General features: G+C 44.0%; 19 protein-coding genes and 2 other annotated features. Of the genes, 2 read left to right on the plus strand and 17 right to left on the minus strand.

Going from position 1 to position 18492, the window contains the following annotated elements; translation table 11 throughout:
• Window positions 1–14: 14 nt before the first annotated feature.
• Window positions 15–1397 carry a UDP-N-acetylmuramoyl-tripeptide--D-alanyl-D-alanine ligase gene (locus V6B33_RS11525; protein WP_334217898.1) on the plus strand — a complete coding sequence of 461 codons (1383 nt, stop codon included), beginning with the start codon at window positions 15–17 and terminating at the stop codon, window positions 1395–1397.
• A gap of 127 nt (window positions 1398–1524) precedes the next feature.
• Here the strand turns inward: V6B33_RS11525 and V6B33_RS11530 are convergent, their stop codons facing one another.
• Window positions 1525–2841, minus strand: coding sequence for a YheC/YheD family endospore coat-associated protein (locus V6B33_RS11530; protein WP_334217899.1), 1317 nt, complete (start codon window positions 2839–2841; stop codon window positions 1525–1527).
• A 142-nt stretch (window positions 2842–2983) separates the two neighbouring features.
• Between V6B33_RS11530 and V6B33_RS11535 the strand changes: the two genes are divergently transcribed.
• Window positions 2984–4057 (plus strand): YheC/YheD family protein, encoded by a 1074-nt coding sequence (locus V6B33_RS11535; RefSeq protein ID WP_334217900.1) that lies wholly within the window; start codon window positions 2984–2986, stop codon window positions 4055–4057.
• A gap of 94 nt (window positions 4058–4151) precedes the next feature.
• Here V6B33_RS11535 and V6B33_RS11540 read toward each other — a convergent pair whose 3' ends face one another.
• The 16 genes from V6B33_RS11540 to mutM form a co-directional block, all read right to left on the minus strand.
• The gene (locus V6B33_RS11540) at window positions 4152–4730 is read right to left on the minus strand and encodes a TVP38/TMEM64 family protein (protein WP_334217901.1); all 579 of its coding nucleotides are present in this window, start codon (window positions 4728–4730) and stop codon (window positions 4152–4154) included.
• A gap of 157 nt (window positions 4731–4887) precedes the next feature.
• Window positions 4888–5166 (minus strand): DUF1294 domain-containing protein, encoded by a 279-nt coding sequence (locus V6B33_RS11545; RefSeq protein WP_334217902.1) that lies wholly within the window; start codon window positions 5164–5166, stop codon window positions 4888–4890.
• Window positions 5167–5262: 96 nt separating this feature from the next.
• Window positions 5263–5622 (minus strand): 50S ribosomal protein L20, encoded by a 360-nt coding sequence (gene rplT / locus V6B33_RS11550; RefSeq protein WP_032087388.1) that lies wholly within the window; start codon window positions 5620–5622, stop codon window positions 5263–5265.
• 28 nt (window positions 5623–5650) lie between these two features.
• Window positions 5651–5851: a 50S ribosomal protein L35 gene (gene rpmI / locus V6B33_RS11555; RefSeq protein WP_032087387.1), complete on the minus strand. Its 201-nt coding sequence runs from the start codon at window positions 5849–5851 to the stop codon at window positions 5651–5653.
• Window positions 5852–5873: 22 nt separating this feature from the next.
• A complete protein-coding gene (infC, locus tag V6B33_RS11560; protein ID WP_034757009.1) occupies window positions 5874–6377 on the minus strand; it encodes a translation initiation factor IF-3 in 504 nt (167 codons plus the stop codon).
• Window positions 6378–6461: 84 nt separating this feature from the next.
• Window positions 6462–6605, minus strand: a sequence feature (ribosomal protein L20 leader region).
• A 182-nt stretch (window positions 6606–6787) separates the two neighbouring features.
• Window positions 6788–8719 carry a threonine--tRNA ligase gene (gene thrS, locus V6B33_RS11565; RefSeq protein WP_334217903.1) on the minus strand — a complete coding sequence of 644 codons (1932 nt, stop codon included), beginning with the start codon at window positions 8717–8719 and terminating at the stop codon, window positions 6788–6790.
• A 61-nt stretch (window positions 8720–8780) separates the two neighbouring features.
• Window positions 8781–9034: a binding site (T-box leader), on the minus strand.
• 75 nt (window positions 9035–9109) lie between these two features.
• On the minus strand, window positions 9110–9976 hold the full coding sequence (locus V6B33_RS11570) for a putative sporulation protein YtxC (RefSeq protein WP_334217904.1): 867 nt from the start codon (window positions 9974–9976) through the stop codon (window positions 9110–9112).
• A 131-nt stretch (window positions 9977–10107) separates the two neighbouring features.
• Window positions 10108–11040, minus strand: a complete 933-nt coding sequence (dnaI, locus tag V6B33_RS11575) for a primosomal protein DnaI (RefSeq protein ID WP_334217905.1) — start codon at window positions 11038–11040, stop codon at window positions 10108–10110.
• Between the two features lie 12 nt (window positions 11041–11052).
• The gene (locus V6B33_RS11580; RefSeq protein WP_334217906.1) at window positions 11053–12447 is read right to left on the minus strand and encodes a replication initiation and membrane attachment family protein; all 1395 of its coding nucleotides are present in this window, start codon (window positions 12445–12447) and stop codon (window positions 11053–11055) included.
• A 70-nt stretch (window positions 12448–12517) separates the two neighbouring features.
• Complete coding sequence (nrdR, locus tag V6B33_RS11585) at window positions 12518–12973, minus strand: transcriptional regulator NrdR (protein ID WP_334217907.1); 456 nt, start codon at window positions 12971–12973, stop codon at window positions 12518–12520.
• Between the two features lie 82 nt (window positions 12974–13055).
• Window positions 13056–13436 (minus strand): cytosolic protein, encoded by a 381-nt coding sequence (locus V6B33_RS11590; RefSeq protein WP_334217908.1) that lies wholly within the window; start codon window positions 13434–13436, stop codon window positions 13056–13058.
• A gap of 145 nt (window positions 13437–13581) precedes the next feature.
• Window positions 13582–13962 carry an adenosylmethionine decarboxylase gene (gene speD / locus V6B33_RS11595; protein ID WP_034756998.1) on the minus strand — a complete coding sequence of 127 codons (381 nt, stop codon included), beginning with the start codon at window positions 13960–13962 and terminating at the stop codon, window positions 13582–13584.
• A gap of 330 nt (window positions 13963–14292) precedes the next feature.
• Window positions 14293–15321, minus strand: a complete 1029-nt coding sequence (locus V6B33_RS11600) for a glyceraldehyde-3-phosphate dehydrogenase (protein ID WP_334217909.1) — start codon at window positions 15319–15321, stop codon at window positions 14293–14295.
• 980 nt (window positions 15322–16301) lie between these two features.
• On the minus strand, window positions 16302–16907 hold the full coding sequence (coaE, locus tag V6B33_RS11605) for a dephospho-CoA kinase (RefSeq protein WP_334217910.1): 606 nt from the start codon (window positions 16905–16907) through the stop codon (window positions 16302–16304).
• 31 nt (window positions 16908–16938) lie between these two features.
• Window positions 16939–17577 (minus strand): sporulation membrane protein YtaF, encoded by a 639-nt coding sequence (gene ytaF, locus V6B33_RS11610; protein WP_334217911.1) that lies wholly within the window; start codon window positions 17575–17577, stop codon window positions 16939–16941.
• 76 nt (window positions 17578–17653) lie between these two features.
• On the minus strand, window positions 17654–18481 hold the full coding sequence (gene mutM / locus V6B33_RS11615) for a DNA-formamidopyrimidine glycosylase (protein ID WP_334217912.1): 828 nt from the start codon (window positions 18479–18481) through the stop codon (window positions 17654–17656).
• Window positions 18482–18492 lie beyond the last annotated feature (11 nt).

The following is an 18492-nucleotide window of genomic DNA, read 5'->3' on the forward strand; positions in this document are numbered from 1 at the left end:
AAAAGGAGATACTAGTGAAATCATTAAACTTACATGAGATCCTCCCCGGCATCAACGGGGTTGTCGTTAGGATGGGCCCGGCACCCGTCCTGAATAAAGTGATCACCCAAAAGAAGAAGCTGCAAAAAGGATCGCTGTTTTTTTGCCTGGATCGAAACCTGAAAGAGACAGACTGCGGGGAAGCTTTCCCTTCATGCGTGATCATAAGCGACCGGGTAGAAAAGCTTAAAAACATCACGGGTGAGGCCACCATCGTGAAAGTGAAAAATATTAAGAGAGCCTACAAAAGCTTCCTTCAATTCTACAGAAGTCTATTTGATATACCCGTCATCGCGATAACAGGAACTTCCGGCAAAACGACAACGAAGGAAATGATCAGACATATCCTGTCATCCCGATACAAAGTGAAAGCCACTCTCGGAAATTATAACCTCTTCCGCTCAAACGCATCTGTCCTGGCGAATATTGAAGAGGATACCGATTATGCCGTGTTCGAATTCGGCATAGGCAAATCAGGGAATCTGGAGAAATGCGGCCGTTATTTCGGTCCTTATTCAGCTTTGATTACCGGAATAGGTGCGGATCATATCGAAAGATTCGGCACCTCTGAACGATACGTGGAAGAGAAGCTCAAAATACTGACCGGGGTCGGCGAAGGAGGAATTGCCTTTCTAAATGCAGACTGTCCGCATACGTCACAAGCCCTGAAAACACTCGATACCTTGAAACCTGTCTGGTTCGGCCTTGGGGATGCAGCAGATTACAAAGCAGAAGCCATCCTCTTTTCCACAAATAGGATGGCTTTCACCCTGCGGCATAAAGAAAGGTCGTATCCCGTCATCATTCCCGGTTACGGCATACACAATGTGTATAATTCCCTCGCAGCCATAGCCGCCACCCATACTCACGGGATCGATATCCAGGCAGCGATAGACCGTCTGAAATCATTCCGTCATGTACGACGCCACCTGGAAGTAAAAAAAGGATTGAATGGATCCACTCTGATCGATGACACATGGAATACAAACACAAGCTCCGTTCAGGCAGCCCTGTCTGTATTAAAGGAAATCTCAAAAGGCAGACAGTCCATCGCGGTGCTTGGGAAAATAAGCGAGCTCGGAAAAGAAGAGAAAACAGAACACAAAAAGATAGCGGATATGGTCATCAAAAGCCAGCCTTCCGTTTTGATCACCATCGGCGAAACAGCTGCCACGATCGGGAATGAAGCATTGCGGCTCGGGATGGATCCAGGAAAGATCCACTTATGCCGGCAGCCAGAAGAAGCCTTGGAACTCCTGAAAGGAATGGCCGGGCCCCGCTCCGTCATACTTGTAAAAACTTCAATGAGGGAATCGTTCAGGAAATTACTCAAGAACATAAAGGATAAAGGACAATAAAAAAACGAGTATGCCTCCCCCCGTCACATGGACTTCGTGACGGGGGGAGGCATTTCGTATGATGTGCTCGATTGCCGCTGCATGGTAAGAATCACGGGAAAAAATTCCAGAATCATTATTCCATGTGCTAAAAACCTGCAAGCTTCTTTGCATACCGCATGTTAGCAAGTCTGATCTTGTTTACGAGAGTTCTGTCACCTGCAAATGACGCTACATAGTCATTTGGATTGCGGTGATTGATTTCGATTAACCACATACGGCCATCCTTGTCGATTCCGATATCGATCCCGAGCTTCCCGAAATGAAAGCCGCAGTTCTCAATCGCATGGGCTGCTTTTCTTGCTAACCAATCCATCTCCTTCATATATTCACTCTCTTGTTCAGGGAATACTTTCTCCAGAGTTATATAAGCCTGTTCCACCTTCCCGCCTCTATGACGGTTACTGACAATCTGTCCATCCACCCCGTTCCTGCCCATCATCCCATAGTTCTTCCACTTTCCCCTCCGATCTTTGACCATGATGACACGGAAATCAATGATGGAATCATTGAATCGCAGATTAAGAGGCTGCTGGATGATGAACTTACCTTCCCTGAATGTAGCCTGGAGAAATTCCTTTGCATCAACCAAGTCATTGAAGAAATAATCCTTTTTTGTATCCTCCGCAATATATTGAACCCTCAGCCCCTCTTTATATTTCTCGATCTTCGCTATCTTCTTTCCCTGCATGCCTTTGATGGGCTTGATATAGACCGATCCGAACTGTTCCATCATATATTCCACATCGGCGATTTGTTTGAGCATCTTCGTCTCTGGAAGATAGTCAATCAGCTCTGAAGCATTCTGAAACCAAGAATACATCTCCCATTTATTGAAAGTGGAGGAATTGAATATACAATTCCCGATTATTTTCTCAAAATGATGATGAAGTTCCTTATTCAATGAAGTCTTCTTAAAGATTGCCGCAGGGTATGGATAGATTCCCTTGATCCACCTTTTTTCAAAAGGATCATACAGGTAGCCAAATACAAGCTTTTTATCAAAATCGATTCCTTCATTGGAAAATGCGATGATTGCCCCGTTCACCTTATGATACTTCCTCACATATCTCCCGAGCTTCTGCACCTTTTCCTCCAGCTTTTCAATCTTTTTAGCTGCGACTATCCCAATGATCGGACCTATTTGGATTTCATTATCACGATACACGATTTCGTATGAGGGTATGAGAGGCAGCATCAGCTTATGGATGACATCACCTGACATGATCATCTTTCCGATGCTGATTTTTTTGGAGGGAATGACTTTCACCTCGCATGTCTGAAGACCGAATCTTACCGTCACTTTCGTATTTACAGAGCATTCGAAACCCTTTATCAATCCCGGATGCACAAGGATGCGATAACCGGTCTCTTCCCCCTTTTTCACCCTGAACCAAGTTTTCATTCATTCACCTCATTTACTGCAGTTGCCTTTTCACCTTTATATACTATGAACATCCGTTCATATATGCCAATTACCAATAACCATTTTCTTATTTTTTAATATAAATAGAAGAGACCGAATAAAAGCAGGAGTTGAAGAGAAAATGACACAGGAATATATAGGGGTCATCCTTCCCGATGGCATATTCGACAGGCTGTCAGCAGGTAAGAAACAAATAAATGTCCGCGCTTATCAGGCTGCTGCCGACCACTTTGGTCTTACACCCGTCTTCATGAAGCTCTCATGTCTTAAACCTGGTGTAGATCAAGTTCAGGGTTTCATTAAGAAAGGAAAGGAGTATGGGCTCGAAACAGTCGATATTCCGAAGGTGATCTATACACGCAGTTTCCTAACCAAGAAGCAGAGCCGCTTCCTGGAAGAAAAAAAGGTCCAATTCTTCAACAAAAAAGGCATTGGCCATAATAAATGGGAGATGCATGAGATCATGAGTGAAGACCCCGAAATAGCACCCTTTCTCCCGGAAACGGTTCCGGGTACGATTGAAAACCTTTTATTGATGTTGGAGAAGCATAGACAGTTGATCATGAAGCCTGCCAAAGGAAGCCACGGAGGAGGTATTATGAAGATGACCAAAGATAAAGCCGGCAGGGTCAAACTACGATACCCCATCGCAAGAAGAAAATGGAAGGAAATTCAGTTTAAGGAAGACATCCCCCCATTGATTACGGAAGCTTTCAAAATGAAGCAGTATATCATCCAGGAAAATATTAAGCTCGCTACCTACAAAAAAAAACCGTTCGATCTCAGGGCCGTCGTTCAGCGTGATCAAACAGGTGACTGGGTCGTCGCCGGAATCCTGTGCAAGGTATCCCCTTCAAGAAATCAGTTTGTCACAAACATCAGCCAGGGAGGCAGATCCCTTGGTTTCGATCAAGTGGTAAAAGAACACCCTTATCTATCCCACAGCAGGGTCCAGGAAGACATTTCAAAGCTCACGTTAAAAATGGCAAAGCATCTTGAATCATACACCGATCATATTGCGGATATTGCATTCGATATTGCGCTCGACAAAAAAGGCCGGCCGTACTTCATCGAAAGCAACTTCCGCGGGAGATATGGAAACATCCGCTATAAAGGGAAGCGATTAGAAGAGTGGAAAGCGAAACATTTCAACCCGATCGGCTACGGCAGATTTTTATTGGACCGGCAGACGTGAACTGTTCATGAACGGATGCACATGCAAAGGGAACCCCATCAGGTTCCCTTTGCATGTGCAGTTATATAATTGTGGGGCAACCCTGATTTTCTGCCTATACACGGTTCCTCTCAGGAAAAAACTCGTTCCATCCGATGACCCTTACTTTTTCCCTCAACAGATAGAAAAGAACTACCAAAGCCAACAGGATCATAATCAGAATGGGGGGAGAAAATTGTTTGATATATTGGCCGAATACCGTGTAGAAAAAAGCAAGAGGGATATTGGAAATGATGGTGGCACGAACGTAAGGCTTGAACTGCGGGTTCTTCTGCATCAAACAAAGATTAAGCAGCTGGTAATGAATGAACGGAATCATACGCAATACCGCTATCTGCCCGGTGGTCAGGTCTGCGCTTTTCCCGAACCACTTTTCTTTTAACCTCAACAGTCGCTCATAAAAGGATGTGAAACTTTTGATGGCGAAGTAAAAAATGATGGATAAGAGCGTCAATCCAATCAGCGAGTACACAGTACCGAGGAGACTGCCGAAAAGGATACCCCCAGCCATACATACCAATGCGACGGGAATAAATAAAAACTGTCTCAGCACATGAAACAATATAAACAGAACAGGAGCGATATATCCACTAGCTTCCATGATGGCGAATGCTGCTACTAATCGGTCGTCCATAGCTAATGCAGACCTCCTTCTGTTGCCTTTACTCTCTACAGTTTATACATTCTGTCTACACTGTATGACAAAATGGGAATAATTATGGTTCTCCGGGGTTTGTCCGCATTAAGGGATGACACGGGAGCCGCACCTGTAAAGCAGCCTTGCTGAATCTTTATAAATGTTGGATCATCCAAATGAACAGAACACTGTGAACAATGACGAGGAATGGAAATCCCATTGCAAATAATCTGTGCTTCGTCTTATGTCTGTATACCTTCATGGCGATATACGAGCCGATGCTTCCCCCGATGATGGCAGCGGTCCATAACGTACGCTCTTTGATCCTGTACTCTTGCCGCTGTGCTTTCTTCTTATCGCTTCTCATCAGGCTGAAACCGATAATATTGATGATCAGGACATAAACATACACTACGTTCATAAATGATTCCATGTCGAACCCTTCTTTCCATATAGTCAGGACTGGTTATAAAGAAAGGACTGACCCAAAAGGCCAGTCCTTCTATCTGTTTGCACGTGGCAAAAGATATTATTTATTAAGTTGAGCTTTAGCTGCTTCAGCTAATTGGTTGAATGCTTTTTCGTCAGCAATCGCAAGCTCAGCAAGCATCTTACGGTTAACTTCGATACCAGCAAGCTTTAATCCGTGCATTAAACGGCTGTAAGAAAGACCGTTCATACGTGCTGCCGCATTGATACGAGTGATCCATAACTTACGGAAGTCACGTTTCTTTTGGCGACGGTCACGATAAGCATACATGTATGATTTCATGACTTGTTGATTTGCTACTTTATATAAAGTATGTTTGGAACCGAAATAACCTTTGGCTAATTTAAGAACTTTTTTACGACGTCTGCGTGTTACTGTTCCGCCTTTTACGCGTGGCATAATAATTCCCTCCTGTTTCTATTACTTCTTATTTTAGGTTGTCAAGCATATGACGAATGCGTTTGAAATCTCCTTTAGAGACAACAGCCGCTTTACGTAGTTTACGTTTTGCTTTAGTAGATTTGTTTGCGAATAAATGGCTTGTGTAAGCGTGTGAACGTTTCAGTTTACCAGAACCTGTTTTCTTAAAACGCTTAGCTGAGCCGCGGTGAGTTTTCATTTTTGGCATGAGCTTTTCCTCCTCGGGTCCTTTATTTTTCGTTAACTGGTGCCAGCACCAGGAACATGCTGCGACCATCCATTTTCGGTTTTGATTCAACGGTTGCTACATCTTTACACTCATCAGAGAAGCGATCCAGAACACGTTGACCAATTTCTTTGTGCGTAATCGCACGACCTTTAAATCGGATTGACGCTTTAACTTTGTCTCCTTTTTCAAGGAACTTGCGTGCGTTGCGAAGCTTGGTATTGAAATCATGCTCATCAATCGTAGGGCTTAAGCGCACCTCTTTAAGGTTGATGATCTTTTGATTTTTACGCGCTTCTTTTTCTTTCTTTTGCTGTTCAAATTTAAACTTTCCGTAGTCCATGATACGGGCAACGGGTGGTTTGGCATTTGGAGCAACAAGAACAAGATCAAGATTTACACGTTCAGCGATTTCAAGGGCTTCATTCTTGGATTTGATTCCAAGCTGCTCGCCATTTTGATCGATAAGACGTACTTCACGGGCACGAATGGTTTCGTTTAAGATCATGTCTTTGCTAATAATTAGCCACCTCCAAGGTTTATTAAAAGAATACAACGGCTTTGGTCTCAGGCACCCGCACGTTTTTGTCTGCACAAAAAAAAGATGCGGGTGTCGAAACACCCGCATCTGATTATAAAAGCATCTATAAAAAGCTTTAATAGTCAATATCATACCTGGCAACTGCTCTTTAAAAGCGTCATTCAGGTGAGAAGCGGGTAGCTTCTGCTTGTACCAAACTGTATTCAATTCACCTTAGCTACTATATCACATGACATATTTGATGTCAAACAATCGTTCTAATGTCACAACGTTTCTTATAATAGCAGACATCCCTCTTTCGCGCAATAGTTTTTTTGAAATGACTATTCTTCCCAAAAAGAGCGGACCTGCAGCCAGGTCCGTCCTTCAAGTATCTCTTATCGTCTTGCTTCTTTTACAATCTTTTCAACGAAGTGATCCAGAGAAATCGTCTCGGACTTCTGTTCGCCGTATTTACGTACGTTCACTGCGCGGTCTGCAATTTCGTTATCGCCAAGTACAAGCATGTAAGGTACTTTGCTCATTTGAGCTTCACGAATCTTGTAACCCATCTTTTCGTTGCGGTCATCGATTTCGACGCGAAGACCTTCTGCCTGAAGCTTTTCCTTCACTTCTTTTGCATAGTCGAAGTGGACATCAGGGGATACCGGGATCAGCTGAACCTGTACCGGTGCAAGCCAAGTCGGGAATGCCCCTTTGTATTCTTCGATCAGGAAAGCAACGAAGCGTTCCATTGTCGATACGACACCGCGGTGGATAACGACTGGACGATGCTGCTTCCCGTCTTCCCCTACGTAGGAAAGATCAAAACGTTCAGGCAGCAGGAAGTCAAGCTGGACAGTGGATAATGTCTCCTCTTTTCCAAGAGCAGTCTTCACCTGCACATCAAGCTTAGGACCGTAGAATGCCGCTTCGCCTTCTGCTTCAAAATACTCAAGGTCAAGCTCATCCATCGCTTCCTTGATCATTCCCTGTGCACGGTTCCACATTTCATCATCGTCGAAGTACTTCTCAGTGTCTTCAGGGTCACGGTACGATAATCGGAAGGAATAATCATCAAGATCAAAGTCTTTATATACTTCCTGAACCAGGCGGACGACACGCTTGAACTCCTCTTTGATTTGATCAGGACGCACGAAGATATGAGCATCGTTCAATGTCATTCCACGTACACGCTGGAGTCCGGAGAGGGCACCTGAAAGTTCGTAACGATGCATCAAACCAAGCTCTGCAATCCGAATCGGAAGTTCCCGGTAGCTGTGTATGTCATTTTTATAAATCATCATATGATGCGGGCAGTTCATCGGGCGGAGAACCAGGTCTTCGTTATCCATTTCCATGACAGGGAACATGTTTTCCTGATAATGATCCCAGTGACCGCTTGTCTTGTACAGCTCGACACTTCCCATTACCGGAGTATAGACGTGATCGTAGCCTAGGCGTTCTTCCTTATCGACGATGTAACGCTCGATGATGCGGCGGATCGTGGCACCTTTAGGCAGCCACATTGGAAGTCCCTGACCTACTTTTTGCGAATTCATGAACAGATTCAGTTCTTTACCGATTTTACGATGATCGCGTTCCTTCGCTTCTTCCAAGAGACGAAGATGCTCATCAAGATCGGCTTTTTTGAAGAAAGCAGTCCCATAAATGCGCTGAAGCATTTTATTGTCACTGTTACCGCGCCAGTAGGCACCGGCGATGCTCAACAATTTGAATTCCTTGATTTTATTTGTGGACGGGATATGGATTCCGCGGCAAAGGTCAAAGAATTCACCCTGTTCATAAATGGAAACCTGCTCTCCTTCAGGAATTGCTTCAAGCAGCTCCAGCTTGTATTCATCCCCGACTTCTTCATAGATCTTCTGAGCTTCGTCACGGCTTACAACTTTACGGATTACTTCAAGGTTTTCACCTGTGAGCTTCTTCATCTCTTTTTCGATAAGAGGAAGATCTTCAGGAGTAAACGTATGCTCGGAGTCGATATCATAGTAGAATCCGCCTTCGATCACAGGACCGATCCCAAGCTTCGTGTTCGGATACAGTCGTTTGATCGCCTGCGCCATCAGGTGAGCCGTGCTGTGGCGAAGGATTTCCAATGCTTCTTCGCTGTCCGGCATGATGATTTCAATCTTTCCGTCCTCCATGATTCCAGTACGCAGATCGATCAGTTGATCATTTATTTTACCTGCAATCGCTTTTTTCTTAAGACCCGGGCTGATGGATGCAGCGATGTCTTCAGTGCTGGTCCCCTTGTGAAACTCCTTCACATTTCCATCCGGGAACGTCATTTTGATCTGTTCAGACATTTGAATTCACTCCTTAGAATTTATCAGGGTAAAAAAATAAAAAACCCCGCCCCTTCATAATTGAAGGGACGAGGTTAATCGATATACTCGTGGTTCCACCCAACTTCTCATTAGATGCGTTGAAAAATTGCAAAAAATGACTTCATTGAAAACGAATAACGACATTTAGCCGTCAATCCATAATGAGGCACGAATGCCATTTCCGGATTGAAGTTCAGAGGTGGTAAATATTCTGTCGTATTAGGAAGCTTGCAGCCCCGGCTTCCCTCTCTGTGAATCGAATAGGAATATTATTGTCCTCTTCATAACCTTTACCTTATAGACTTATTATGTAGGTATTATAATCGGTTATGCAGTCAAAAGCAAGGGCCAAAGGTAAAATTACACTTCCTATTCATTTGCCATATCAATCGATGAATAAAGGAGCGGTTCAGGAAAATAATGCAAGGGAAGCAGGTCGATCCGTTCCTCAAAAATATTCTGTAATGTCCGTATCAGATTATTCTCGCTGCTGCCGTAGACGTATATTTTTTCAGGAGCGAGGGACAGAAGCGGTGCAATCGTGTAAGAATCCACATAAAGAGGATGATTCGTCAAAAGCCGCTTGTCGATGAGCTTCGTAAGTTCTTTCCTTGAAACTTCCTTCATATTTTCATCAAAGAATCGAAATCCGAATCCAGTAGAGAAAAGATGGATTGTATCGAGTTTCTTCTCCCTTGAAGCTAAATATTCCCTGAGCATGTGGATGAACATTTGATATTCCTGTTCCATTTTGTATTCATCGATTGCAAGTTCCACCATTTCCGTTATCCGGAGCTGCAGCTTTTTCAGCCTGAATGTACTGAATGAATCAAATGAAACAGGTATGCTGCCAACGAACACCCGATCCAGGCTTTCCCTTACAAATAAAGGTTCATTCCATTCTTCCAGCATTTGATCCAGTTCAGGCCGTTCCCCCATTCTCATATCCGAGACGATTTCCAGAATCTGTTCAATTTCAGAGATATCTTCATAGAAAAATTGATTCCTTAGAATGTCTTCCGCCCAATCGATACACTTGTCACAGAGAATAAAGTCTATTGTTCCTTTCATCAGGCGGTCCATTCCGTTAGTCGGAGCCGAAACATCTATAGTAAGGTTATAATGTGTTTTATTTTGAAAAAGCGTTTCATGAAACCATGATGTCAAATCATGCTTGGTCAGGCATTGTTGAAGCTTTAATGCATCATTTTTCTGTCTGAAAATGAATTCAATCAAACTTTCTCCCCTCCTAAAAAGCCGAAATCCCTGCTTTATATATATGGGGAGCTTGTATGAATTAGAAGTTTGTTTGTGAATTAATTGCATAAAAAAGAAAAGGCAGCCGCACCTTTTCTTTTTTATCCGATCTATTCTCTTCTGTTCCGGCCGTCGATGAGTACAGGCTGGGCGAGGTATTTGATTCTTTCCATGATTCTCGCTGCTTTCAGCTTTTCTTCTTCTCCACGCTGGGTGTAGGTCAAGTGATGCGTAAGTTCATCAAAGTTGAAGTTTGATGTGAAGAAAGTAGGGAGATTTTCAAGCATTCTGTACTGGAGGATGGTTCCGAGGATTTCATCCCTTCCCCAGCTCGACATCGTTTCAGCACCGATATCATCAAGCATCAGGACCGGTGCAGCTTTGACCGCTTCGAGTTTTTCGTTGAGAGAGTTATCTCCGAGAGACTGCTTGATTTCACGGAAAAACTCCGGCACGTACACAATCATGGAAGCCACTTTACTCTGAGCAAGTTCATTTGCAACCGCTCCGAGAATATAGGACTTCCCCACACCGAATTTTCCGTAGAAATAATATCCTTTCATCCGTTCTTCAGCTGAATAGTTTTCCACAAAGTTCTTCGCAAGACGCACAGCCTCCAATCTGCTTTTCGAATCAAGGTCGAGTGTAGAGAAGGAAGCTTGAAGAATATCTTTTGGTACATATAAGCTTTTAATCAGCTTTTGGGAACTTGTTCTTTCATCATGGACCACTTTTCTTGGGCACCGGTGATATTCGATATCAATCGTGTTTCCACGGATGACCAAATGAGGGTCATACCCCTTCATCATATTCCGGCATTCCTGAAGAGAGGGGCAGTCCCTGCATTCCTTGCTTTGGGAAATATATTCATAAAGCTTCATCAGGCTTTCATTCACCATTTCCGATGTGACTTGATCACGATTCTTATTGATGAAGTCCCTTACATCCTGATTTTCCAGGATTTCTTTTTTCATTTTTTCATAGCGCTGCTGAAATGAATTCGATGCCGCCAGTTTTTTTAGGGTGTTATTAATTTTTTCCACTTTGTCATTCACCTACTTCCTGAATTTTTTCAATTCCTCTTCAAGCTTTTTCTTTTCAGCTTCAAAGTCATAATCATCACTTTCTGAAGAAGCGGGTTTTTCATCCTTGCTTCCACCCTCTTTGAACCAATCCGGGAGCTTTTCTGTCCGTACAGGTTTTCTTCTATTGGATTTGTTTTCTTTTTTCCCTTGTGCCCACTCGAGGTATTGCTGGTGCTCTTTCTTAGCAAGTTCCATTGCCTGCCCGGCTGTCTCCACTTTCTTACGCGCCCAGTGTGAAGCAATTTTTTCCATATACCCTTTTGTGAGCTTCATATCCGTTTTCAAAAGGACATACTGAATGAGCACATTCATGACCCCGACCGGCAGTTTTTGTGACAGCAGTACTTCTTCGACAGCCTGCAGGTCTGATTTAGAAGGGCTGCTTCCGTTCGAGATATCCGAAAGAACGTCCTTCGGGGAAGTCGTTTCGAGATACTCCAGGAGTTCATCCTCCTTCGTTAACGGCTTGTCCGTTCTTTTTCCTTCCCGATTGGGAGAAATCCTGGGAGCTAAATCCGGCAGCTTATCCCCGGTTTGAAGCTGGTACCAGTCCCTCGCTGCTTTTCTCAGCATTTCGAGGTCGATTTCATCCTCCGAGTCCATGGAGCTCAAGATCAGATTCTTCATAGGCAAAGGATCGATTCCGTATAAATAACTCAGCTTCTTAACCGTTTCCTTCACCTTTATCGTGAAAGCTTTTCTCGGTACCATCACCTCTGACAGACCAGTGAGCAGCAGTTGAAAGTCAAAGTCCACCTCATCGAGAGGGAGCCCGGTACCGTTCTGATAGTGGATGAATTTCTTGCCAGCATCGGTTTCTGAATCAGCATTGGCATCATGATTCAGGAAATTGATGTTCTGTTCCGATGTAAAGACGTCCTGAAATGAACGGGTGATATTACTGTATTGATCCATATCAACAGCCTGGTCGGTAAAGAATTGCTTTAGACGCATATAATGGGTACGTCCTATTTTCTGATACAGATATACATTCAGCATGCCGTCACGAAAGAAATTTTGAGGCAGAAGGGGGCTTTGCAGTTCATACACAAAGCTTCGTTCTCCTCCGCTTTTATTTTCATAAACTTTTAATAGGCCGATTCCTTCAAGCTTCAACCTCGCTTCGTATACTTCCTGCAGATTTGCAGAGAGAACGTTCATTAAATGATAATGAGCAGATCCTGAGGACCAGAGCCTGTTTTCCTCCACTTCCCCCCATAGACTCATATATAAGCTGTAAGGAGCAGCACCGATCAGAGGCTGATAAAGGAATGTAATAATCTTGCGGTCATATTCCTGAAGCATCCCGTTAGTCGCTGCGATGTAGTGATCGATCGGCTGTATTTCATTCCAATGCTTCTTCATAGTCTGATTCAACCTTTCAAAAATAAATAAAGAGAAAAAGAGCTAAAGAATGTCTCTTCAGCTCACGACTTTACTCTTTTTTTATTAATTCTTTTAATTCGTCTATAAATACATTGATATCCTTGAATTGTCGATAGACGGATGCAAAACGTACATACGCCACTTCGTCCACCATTGCAAGCTCGTCCATGACCATTTCGCCGATTTTCACCGATTCAATTTCAGATGTTCCTTGATTTCTGAGTTCTTTTTCGATATCCAGCGAGATTTTTTCCAGGCGCTCAAGGGGGACGGGCCTCTTCTCACAGGCCTTGATCAACCCGCGAAGGATTTTTTCACGGCTGAATTCCTCACGAACTCCTTCCTTTTTCACGACAATCAGCGGGAGCTCCTCCACTTTTTCGAATGTCGTAAATCGGAAGTTGCATTCTTCGCATTCTCTCCGCCTTCTGATCGAGCGTCCTTCATCAGCGGGACGGGAATCGACTACGCGGGTCCCATTATGCTGGCATGACGGGCATTTCATATTATCAGCTCCGTTTTAAATAACTATTACTTCAATCATATAAAAAAGCTGCCGCATACACAAGCATAATAAGGATTTACCGTTATTTTACCTTTGTCAATTGACTGCCAAGCGTTTGATAATAATGCCTGATCTGCGCTTTCAACACTGTGTATGTACCGAAAATCTTCCCTTTATCCGCACTCACTTTGAAGTCGACAGCCGTTTCCAGGGGACGGACGGTGATTACGGTTGCAACGATAAACAGACGTGGAGTCCCGTTTTTCCGGACCGTGATCTCCCCTCGTTCCCTGGATTCCGAAATGACCTCGTACTCTGAAGACGAGAATAAGTCCAGTACGGCATTGAACGCAGCTCCATGCATCGATTTATAATACTCGGAACGCAAGCCCGGATCATCATTCTGATCCGACGTTTCACATTCTGATTGAAATCTCTTAAACAAGGTTCGTAATCCACTCATTTTCCTGCCTCCCTTTATATATCCTTATTTTACACGAAAAAGGCTGAGTTGAAAATTGAGGATTGAGAATGGCGGGGTTCATCCCTTTTGTCTCTAGTCATCAAAAAAGGGATGCACTGTCATGCATCCCTTTACGTTATCGCTATTAAAGTGCTTGAGCCTGTGATTTCTTCACTTGGACAGGACCCATTCCCCTAGGCAGCTCGATTGTTTCACGAGTATCCGCACCAAGAGCATCTGCAATATATTCAGCAGCAATATTAGGATCTAAATCACCGCACGTATATACATCAATACTTGCATAACCATGTTCAGGAAAACTGTGAATGGTCAAATGCGATTCAGAGATGATCACAACTCCGCTCACACCTTGAGGAGCAAATTTATGAAAGGCTACCTCACGTACTTCAGCACCTGATTTCAGTGCAGCATCTACAAACGTTTTTTCAATTCCTACAACATCATTAAGCTTTTCGAAATCGCAACCCCATAGTTCCGAGATTACGTGACGACCCATTGTTTCCATTGATCGTTTCCCCCTTTGACATAATTTTTTTCGTCAAAATGAACAAGTCCCTCGGCAAAATCTTAACTACCACGGGGGAAAGTTAGTCCGAAGAGGTCCTAACCCTTTAAGTAGCTAAATCAGTATTCATCTGCTTTTAAGAAGTTCACGAAAAATAGTATACTTTGTTTAATATTCTTTTGCAATAAAATTATTAAAACTTTTTTGAAAGAAACCTCCTTGAATCCGCTGTTGATTTCTGTGCAAGACTCGCTTTGTCAGCCAGCATAAAAGAAAGAACGCCCCCGGGAGGACGTTCGATTGGTTTTCTTATTATTTTTGTTGGTTCTTTCAAACGTTCACTTCTGTTTTGACATCCATTTTGGCGGCGACATATTTTGCGAGGTCGACTACGCGGCAGGAGTAACCCCACTCATTGTCATACCATGCAAGCACTTTGACTTTGCGGTCCCCCATTACCATTGTGGATAATCCGTCGATGATGGCGGAATGAGGATTTGTATTGAAATCAATGGAAACTAACGGTTCGGTTGTATATTCGACAATTCCGTTCAGAGAACCTAATGAAGCTGTAATGAATGCCTCATTGATTTCTTCAGCTGTCACATCTCTTTTCACATCTACCACCAGGTCGACAAGCGACACGTTTGGAGTAGGTACGCGAAGGGCCATTCCGTGCAATTTGCCTTTTAATTGAGGCAGTACGAGTGACAGCGCTTTCGCAGCTCCCGTTGTCGTAGGGATGATCGATTGACCGCATGCTCTCGCCCTTCTCAAGTCCTTGTGTGGATTATCAATGTTCTTCTGATCATTTGTATAGGCATGGACTGTCGTCATCAGGCCGTTGTCGATTCCAAATTGTTCATCCAGCACTTTTGCTACAGGAGCCAGGCAGTTTGTCGTACAGGATGCATTTGAAATGATGTCGTGCTCTTCGATATTTAATGCGCTTTCATTTACACCCATGACAATGGTGATATCCTCATTTTTTCCTGGTGCTGTGAGGATGACTTTCTTGGCGCCGGCTTCCAGGTGAAGACTTGCTTTATCCTTGGAATTAAATTTACCTGTTGCCTCGATTACAATATCAATGCCCAGGGCTTTCCAAGGTAATGCTTTCGGATCGCGATCACTTAATAATTGAACTCTTTTCCCGTTTACGATAATGGCATTTTCTTCGGTCAGTACTTCGGCATCGAATGTACCGTGATTTGTGTCATACTTAATCAGATGTGCCAGTGTGGTTGCTGGATAGCTTGCATTAATCGCAACAACCTCTAAGTTCTCTTCCATAATCGCTTTTCTGAAAACCATTCTTCCAATGCGTCCAAAACCGTTAATCGCAATTTTCGCCTTCATAAATCCGGCTCCCCTCTATATTAATGTTATACTTATATGTTTATTAACTAAAAATAGTATAACATATTTAGAAAAATAGTTAATAAGTAATTTGCTGATTTTAAATGTTTTATTATTCTGACAAATTATATTCTACGTTCTTGTGAAAAATGATGTATAAAATACATAAATTCCACTTCAATACCACTGTTGATTTCCGTGGAAGACTTCGCTTTCCGCGGGTGACCCGTGAGCCTCCCCGGCTTCGCCTGCGGGATAGAAAAGCGGAGGGGCTTTGCTCAGAAACGGGTGGCATAAGGCGAATCGGCCGCGAAGGCGTTCTTTGCCTTCTTGGCCGATTTGACATATGACATGTGCCTCTAAGCCCCGGAGCTGGACAATTAGAAAAGCGGAGGCGGCTCGCTCAGAGGCGACAAGCATAAGGCGAGCAAGCCGGAAAGGCGCTTTTTGCCTTTTTGGCTTGATTGACTTATGACCTCGAGCCTCTAGCCGCCGGAGCTGGACAATCAGAAAAGCGGAGGCGGCTCGCTCAGAGGCGACAAGCATAAGGCGAGCAAGCCGGAAAGGCCTTTTGCCTTTTTGTCTTGATTGACTTATGACCTCGAGCCTCTAGCCGCCGGAGCTGGACAATCAGAAAAGCGGAGGCGGCTCGCTCAGAGGCGACAAGCATAAGGCGAGCAAGCCGGAAAGGCGCTTTTTGCCTTTTTGGCTTGCTTGTCTTATGACCTCGAGCCTCTAGCCGCCGGAGCTGGACAGGTCTCACATAAGCCACTTCTCCCGCAGGAGTCTGCGTCTTCCACTCCAATCAACAGCTGGATTTGCCTAAAAACATAAATTAGTTTAACTCAATACTTTTCTTCAGTAAAACTTGAGCCTACAATTAGAATCCAACTGGGGAATATGTTCTCTAAGGATATTAATGAATCGCATTCAAGCACATAAAAAACCGGCAGGGATGACCTGCCGGTTGTGGTTAAGTATTATGGTCTTAGATTCCAGTCCTTTATTATCTGGTTGAGCTGTTTTTCAGTTTCTTCGATTGTTCCGTTGTTGTTGATGACGGCATCGGCGAGTCCGACTTTGTCTTTTAGCGGGAACTGGGAAGCGATTCGTGAAGATGCTTCTTGCTTGGTGAATTGATTTCGTTTCATCAGCCTCGATAATTGCGTTTCTTCATCTACATATACGACGATTGTCCGGTCGACCATCCATGTCAGATCACTTTCATATAGAAGCGGAATGTCCATGATGATCGTGTTTTTCCCTGAATCTGCGGCTTGATCTTTCTCTGACAGCATCATGCCGCGTACGGCAGGATGAACGATGCCATTCAATTTTCTTCTCATTTCTTCATTATGAAATACAATATTCCCTAGTTTTGCCCGGTCGATCGTTTCATTTTCTTCATGTAGAATGCCTTTGCCGAATCCCTCCACAATCGCAAGGTAAGCCGGCTGCCCTGTCTCGACGACCTTCCGTGCCGCAAGATCGGCGTCTATAACCGTGTACCCTTTTTGATCGAGCATGTTTGAGACGGTACTCTTGCCGCTAGCGATGCCGCCTGTCAATCCTAGAATAATTGCCATATGTCAGATCCTTTCTACATTGCCTTTTCGCTTAAAAACGCAGAATCCCTATAAGTATCAACAACACGCCCGGCAGGAACGAAACACGGTGAATCCATTTCAAATGCGAGAAGAATTGCCCCAATTTCAAGCCTGATGATAAGAAAACAAAGCTCATGCAGAGAATGGCCAGCGCCAGTAAAAGCGGGGAAAAATTCAGCAGGGCTGCACCGATCCCGGCTCCAAAAGCATCCAGTGACAGGGCAATTCCAAGCATGAACGCTTCAATTCCGGTAATCGTTCCCGACCTGTCAAAATCTGCAGTCAGTGGTCTCCTGAGTATCTGTATGACTAATCCGATGGACTTAATTTCAAAGTTGATCAATGTTTTCTCTTCTGACGGGCTCACTTCCGCGTCTCTTTCAGGTCTGAAGAACTGATACAGGACTACGCCGCCTATCAAGACGAGGATAAGCCCGCCGATCCGCCCTGCCCATACCGGGGATAAAATGGATTGAATCGTATCTCCTACCATCATGGCGGCAAGCAGCGAGCTTGCCGAGCAAATCGATATGATAATGATTGATTTTAAAGGAATTTTCACTTTTCGTAATCCGTACGTTAAACCGGTACTAAAGCTGTCAAGACTTACCGCAAATGCAAGCAGTAATAAGGCGAATGTTTCAGTCATCTAAAAGCCCTCCCAAAAAATCATTACAATACTATATGGCAAGGGCTTATCAGATGTTAAATAACTTCAGGCTCATTCATGCTTTCTGGCAGCGGGGACAATAATGGGTCCCTCTTCCTGCCGAAACTTTTTTCTCGATCGGCGTCCCGCATTTTCTGCAGTCTTCATCTTTCCGGCTGTAGACATACAGGTTCTGCTGGAACATTCCCATTTGTCCCTGTGAATTCACGTAGGACCTGATCGTGCTGCCCCCCATCTCGACAGCCTCTTTCAACGTTTCGATAATGCATTTGTGAAGAATGGTGACTTCATTCTTCGTAAGCGACTTCGCTTTACGGTCTGGGTGGATACCGGCACGGAATAATGCCTCATCAACATAGATGTTCCCAAGACCCACCATGACGGTTTGGTCCAGCAGTGCAGCTTTGACGATCCGTTCGGTGCGTTTAAGCTTCTTCTGCAGGTAAGATACGGTGAATTCTCTGTCAAAGGGTTCGGCTCCCAGTCCGATCAGCGGGCGATGGAGAAGTTCTTCCCCTTTTTTAAAAAGGTGCATCGTTCCGAATTTGCGGACATCCCGATATCTGAGCTCTGTACCGTCAGTAAAATGAAAGATGACATGGGTATGTTTTTCAATCGGTTCACTGCTCTCATACACCCCATATTTTCCTTCCATTCTCAAATGGGACACGAGGGACACTTCATTCATATAGAAAATCAGAAATTTCCCTCTCCGCCTCATTTCAAATATTTCCTGTCCTTGCAGACCATGAATGAATTCTATGGTCTCTTCAGGATGCTTGATCATCTTTGGCCAGAAGACTGAGACTTCTTTTATCTTCTTTCCGATGACAAGGAGTTCAAGCGTCTTGCGGACCGTCTCGACTTCAGGAAGTTCAGGCATGCAGGCACCTC

The sequence above is a fragment of the Mangrovibacillus sp. Mu-81 genome (genome assembly GCF_036867415.1).
Lineage (GTDB): Bacteria > Bacillota > Bacilli > Bacillales > Bacillaceae_B > Rossellomorea.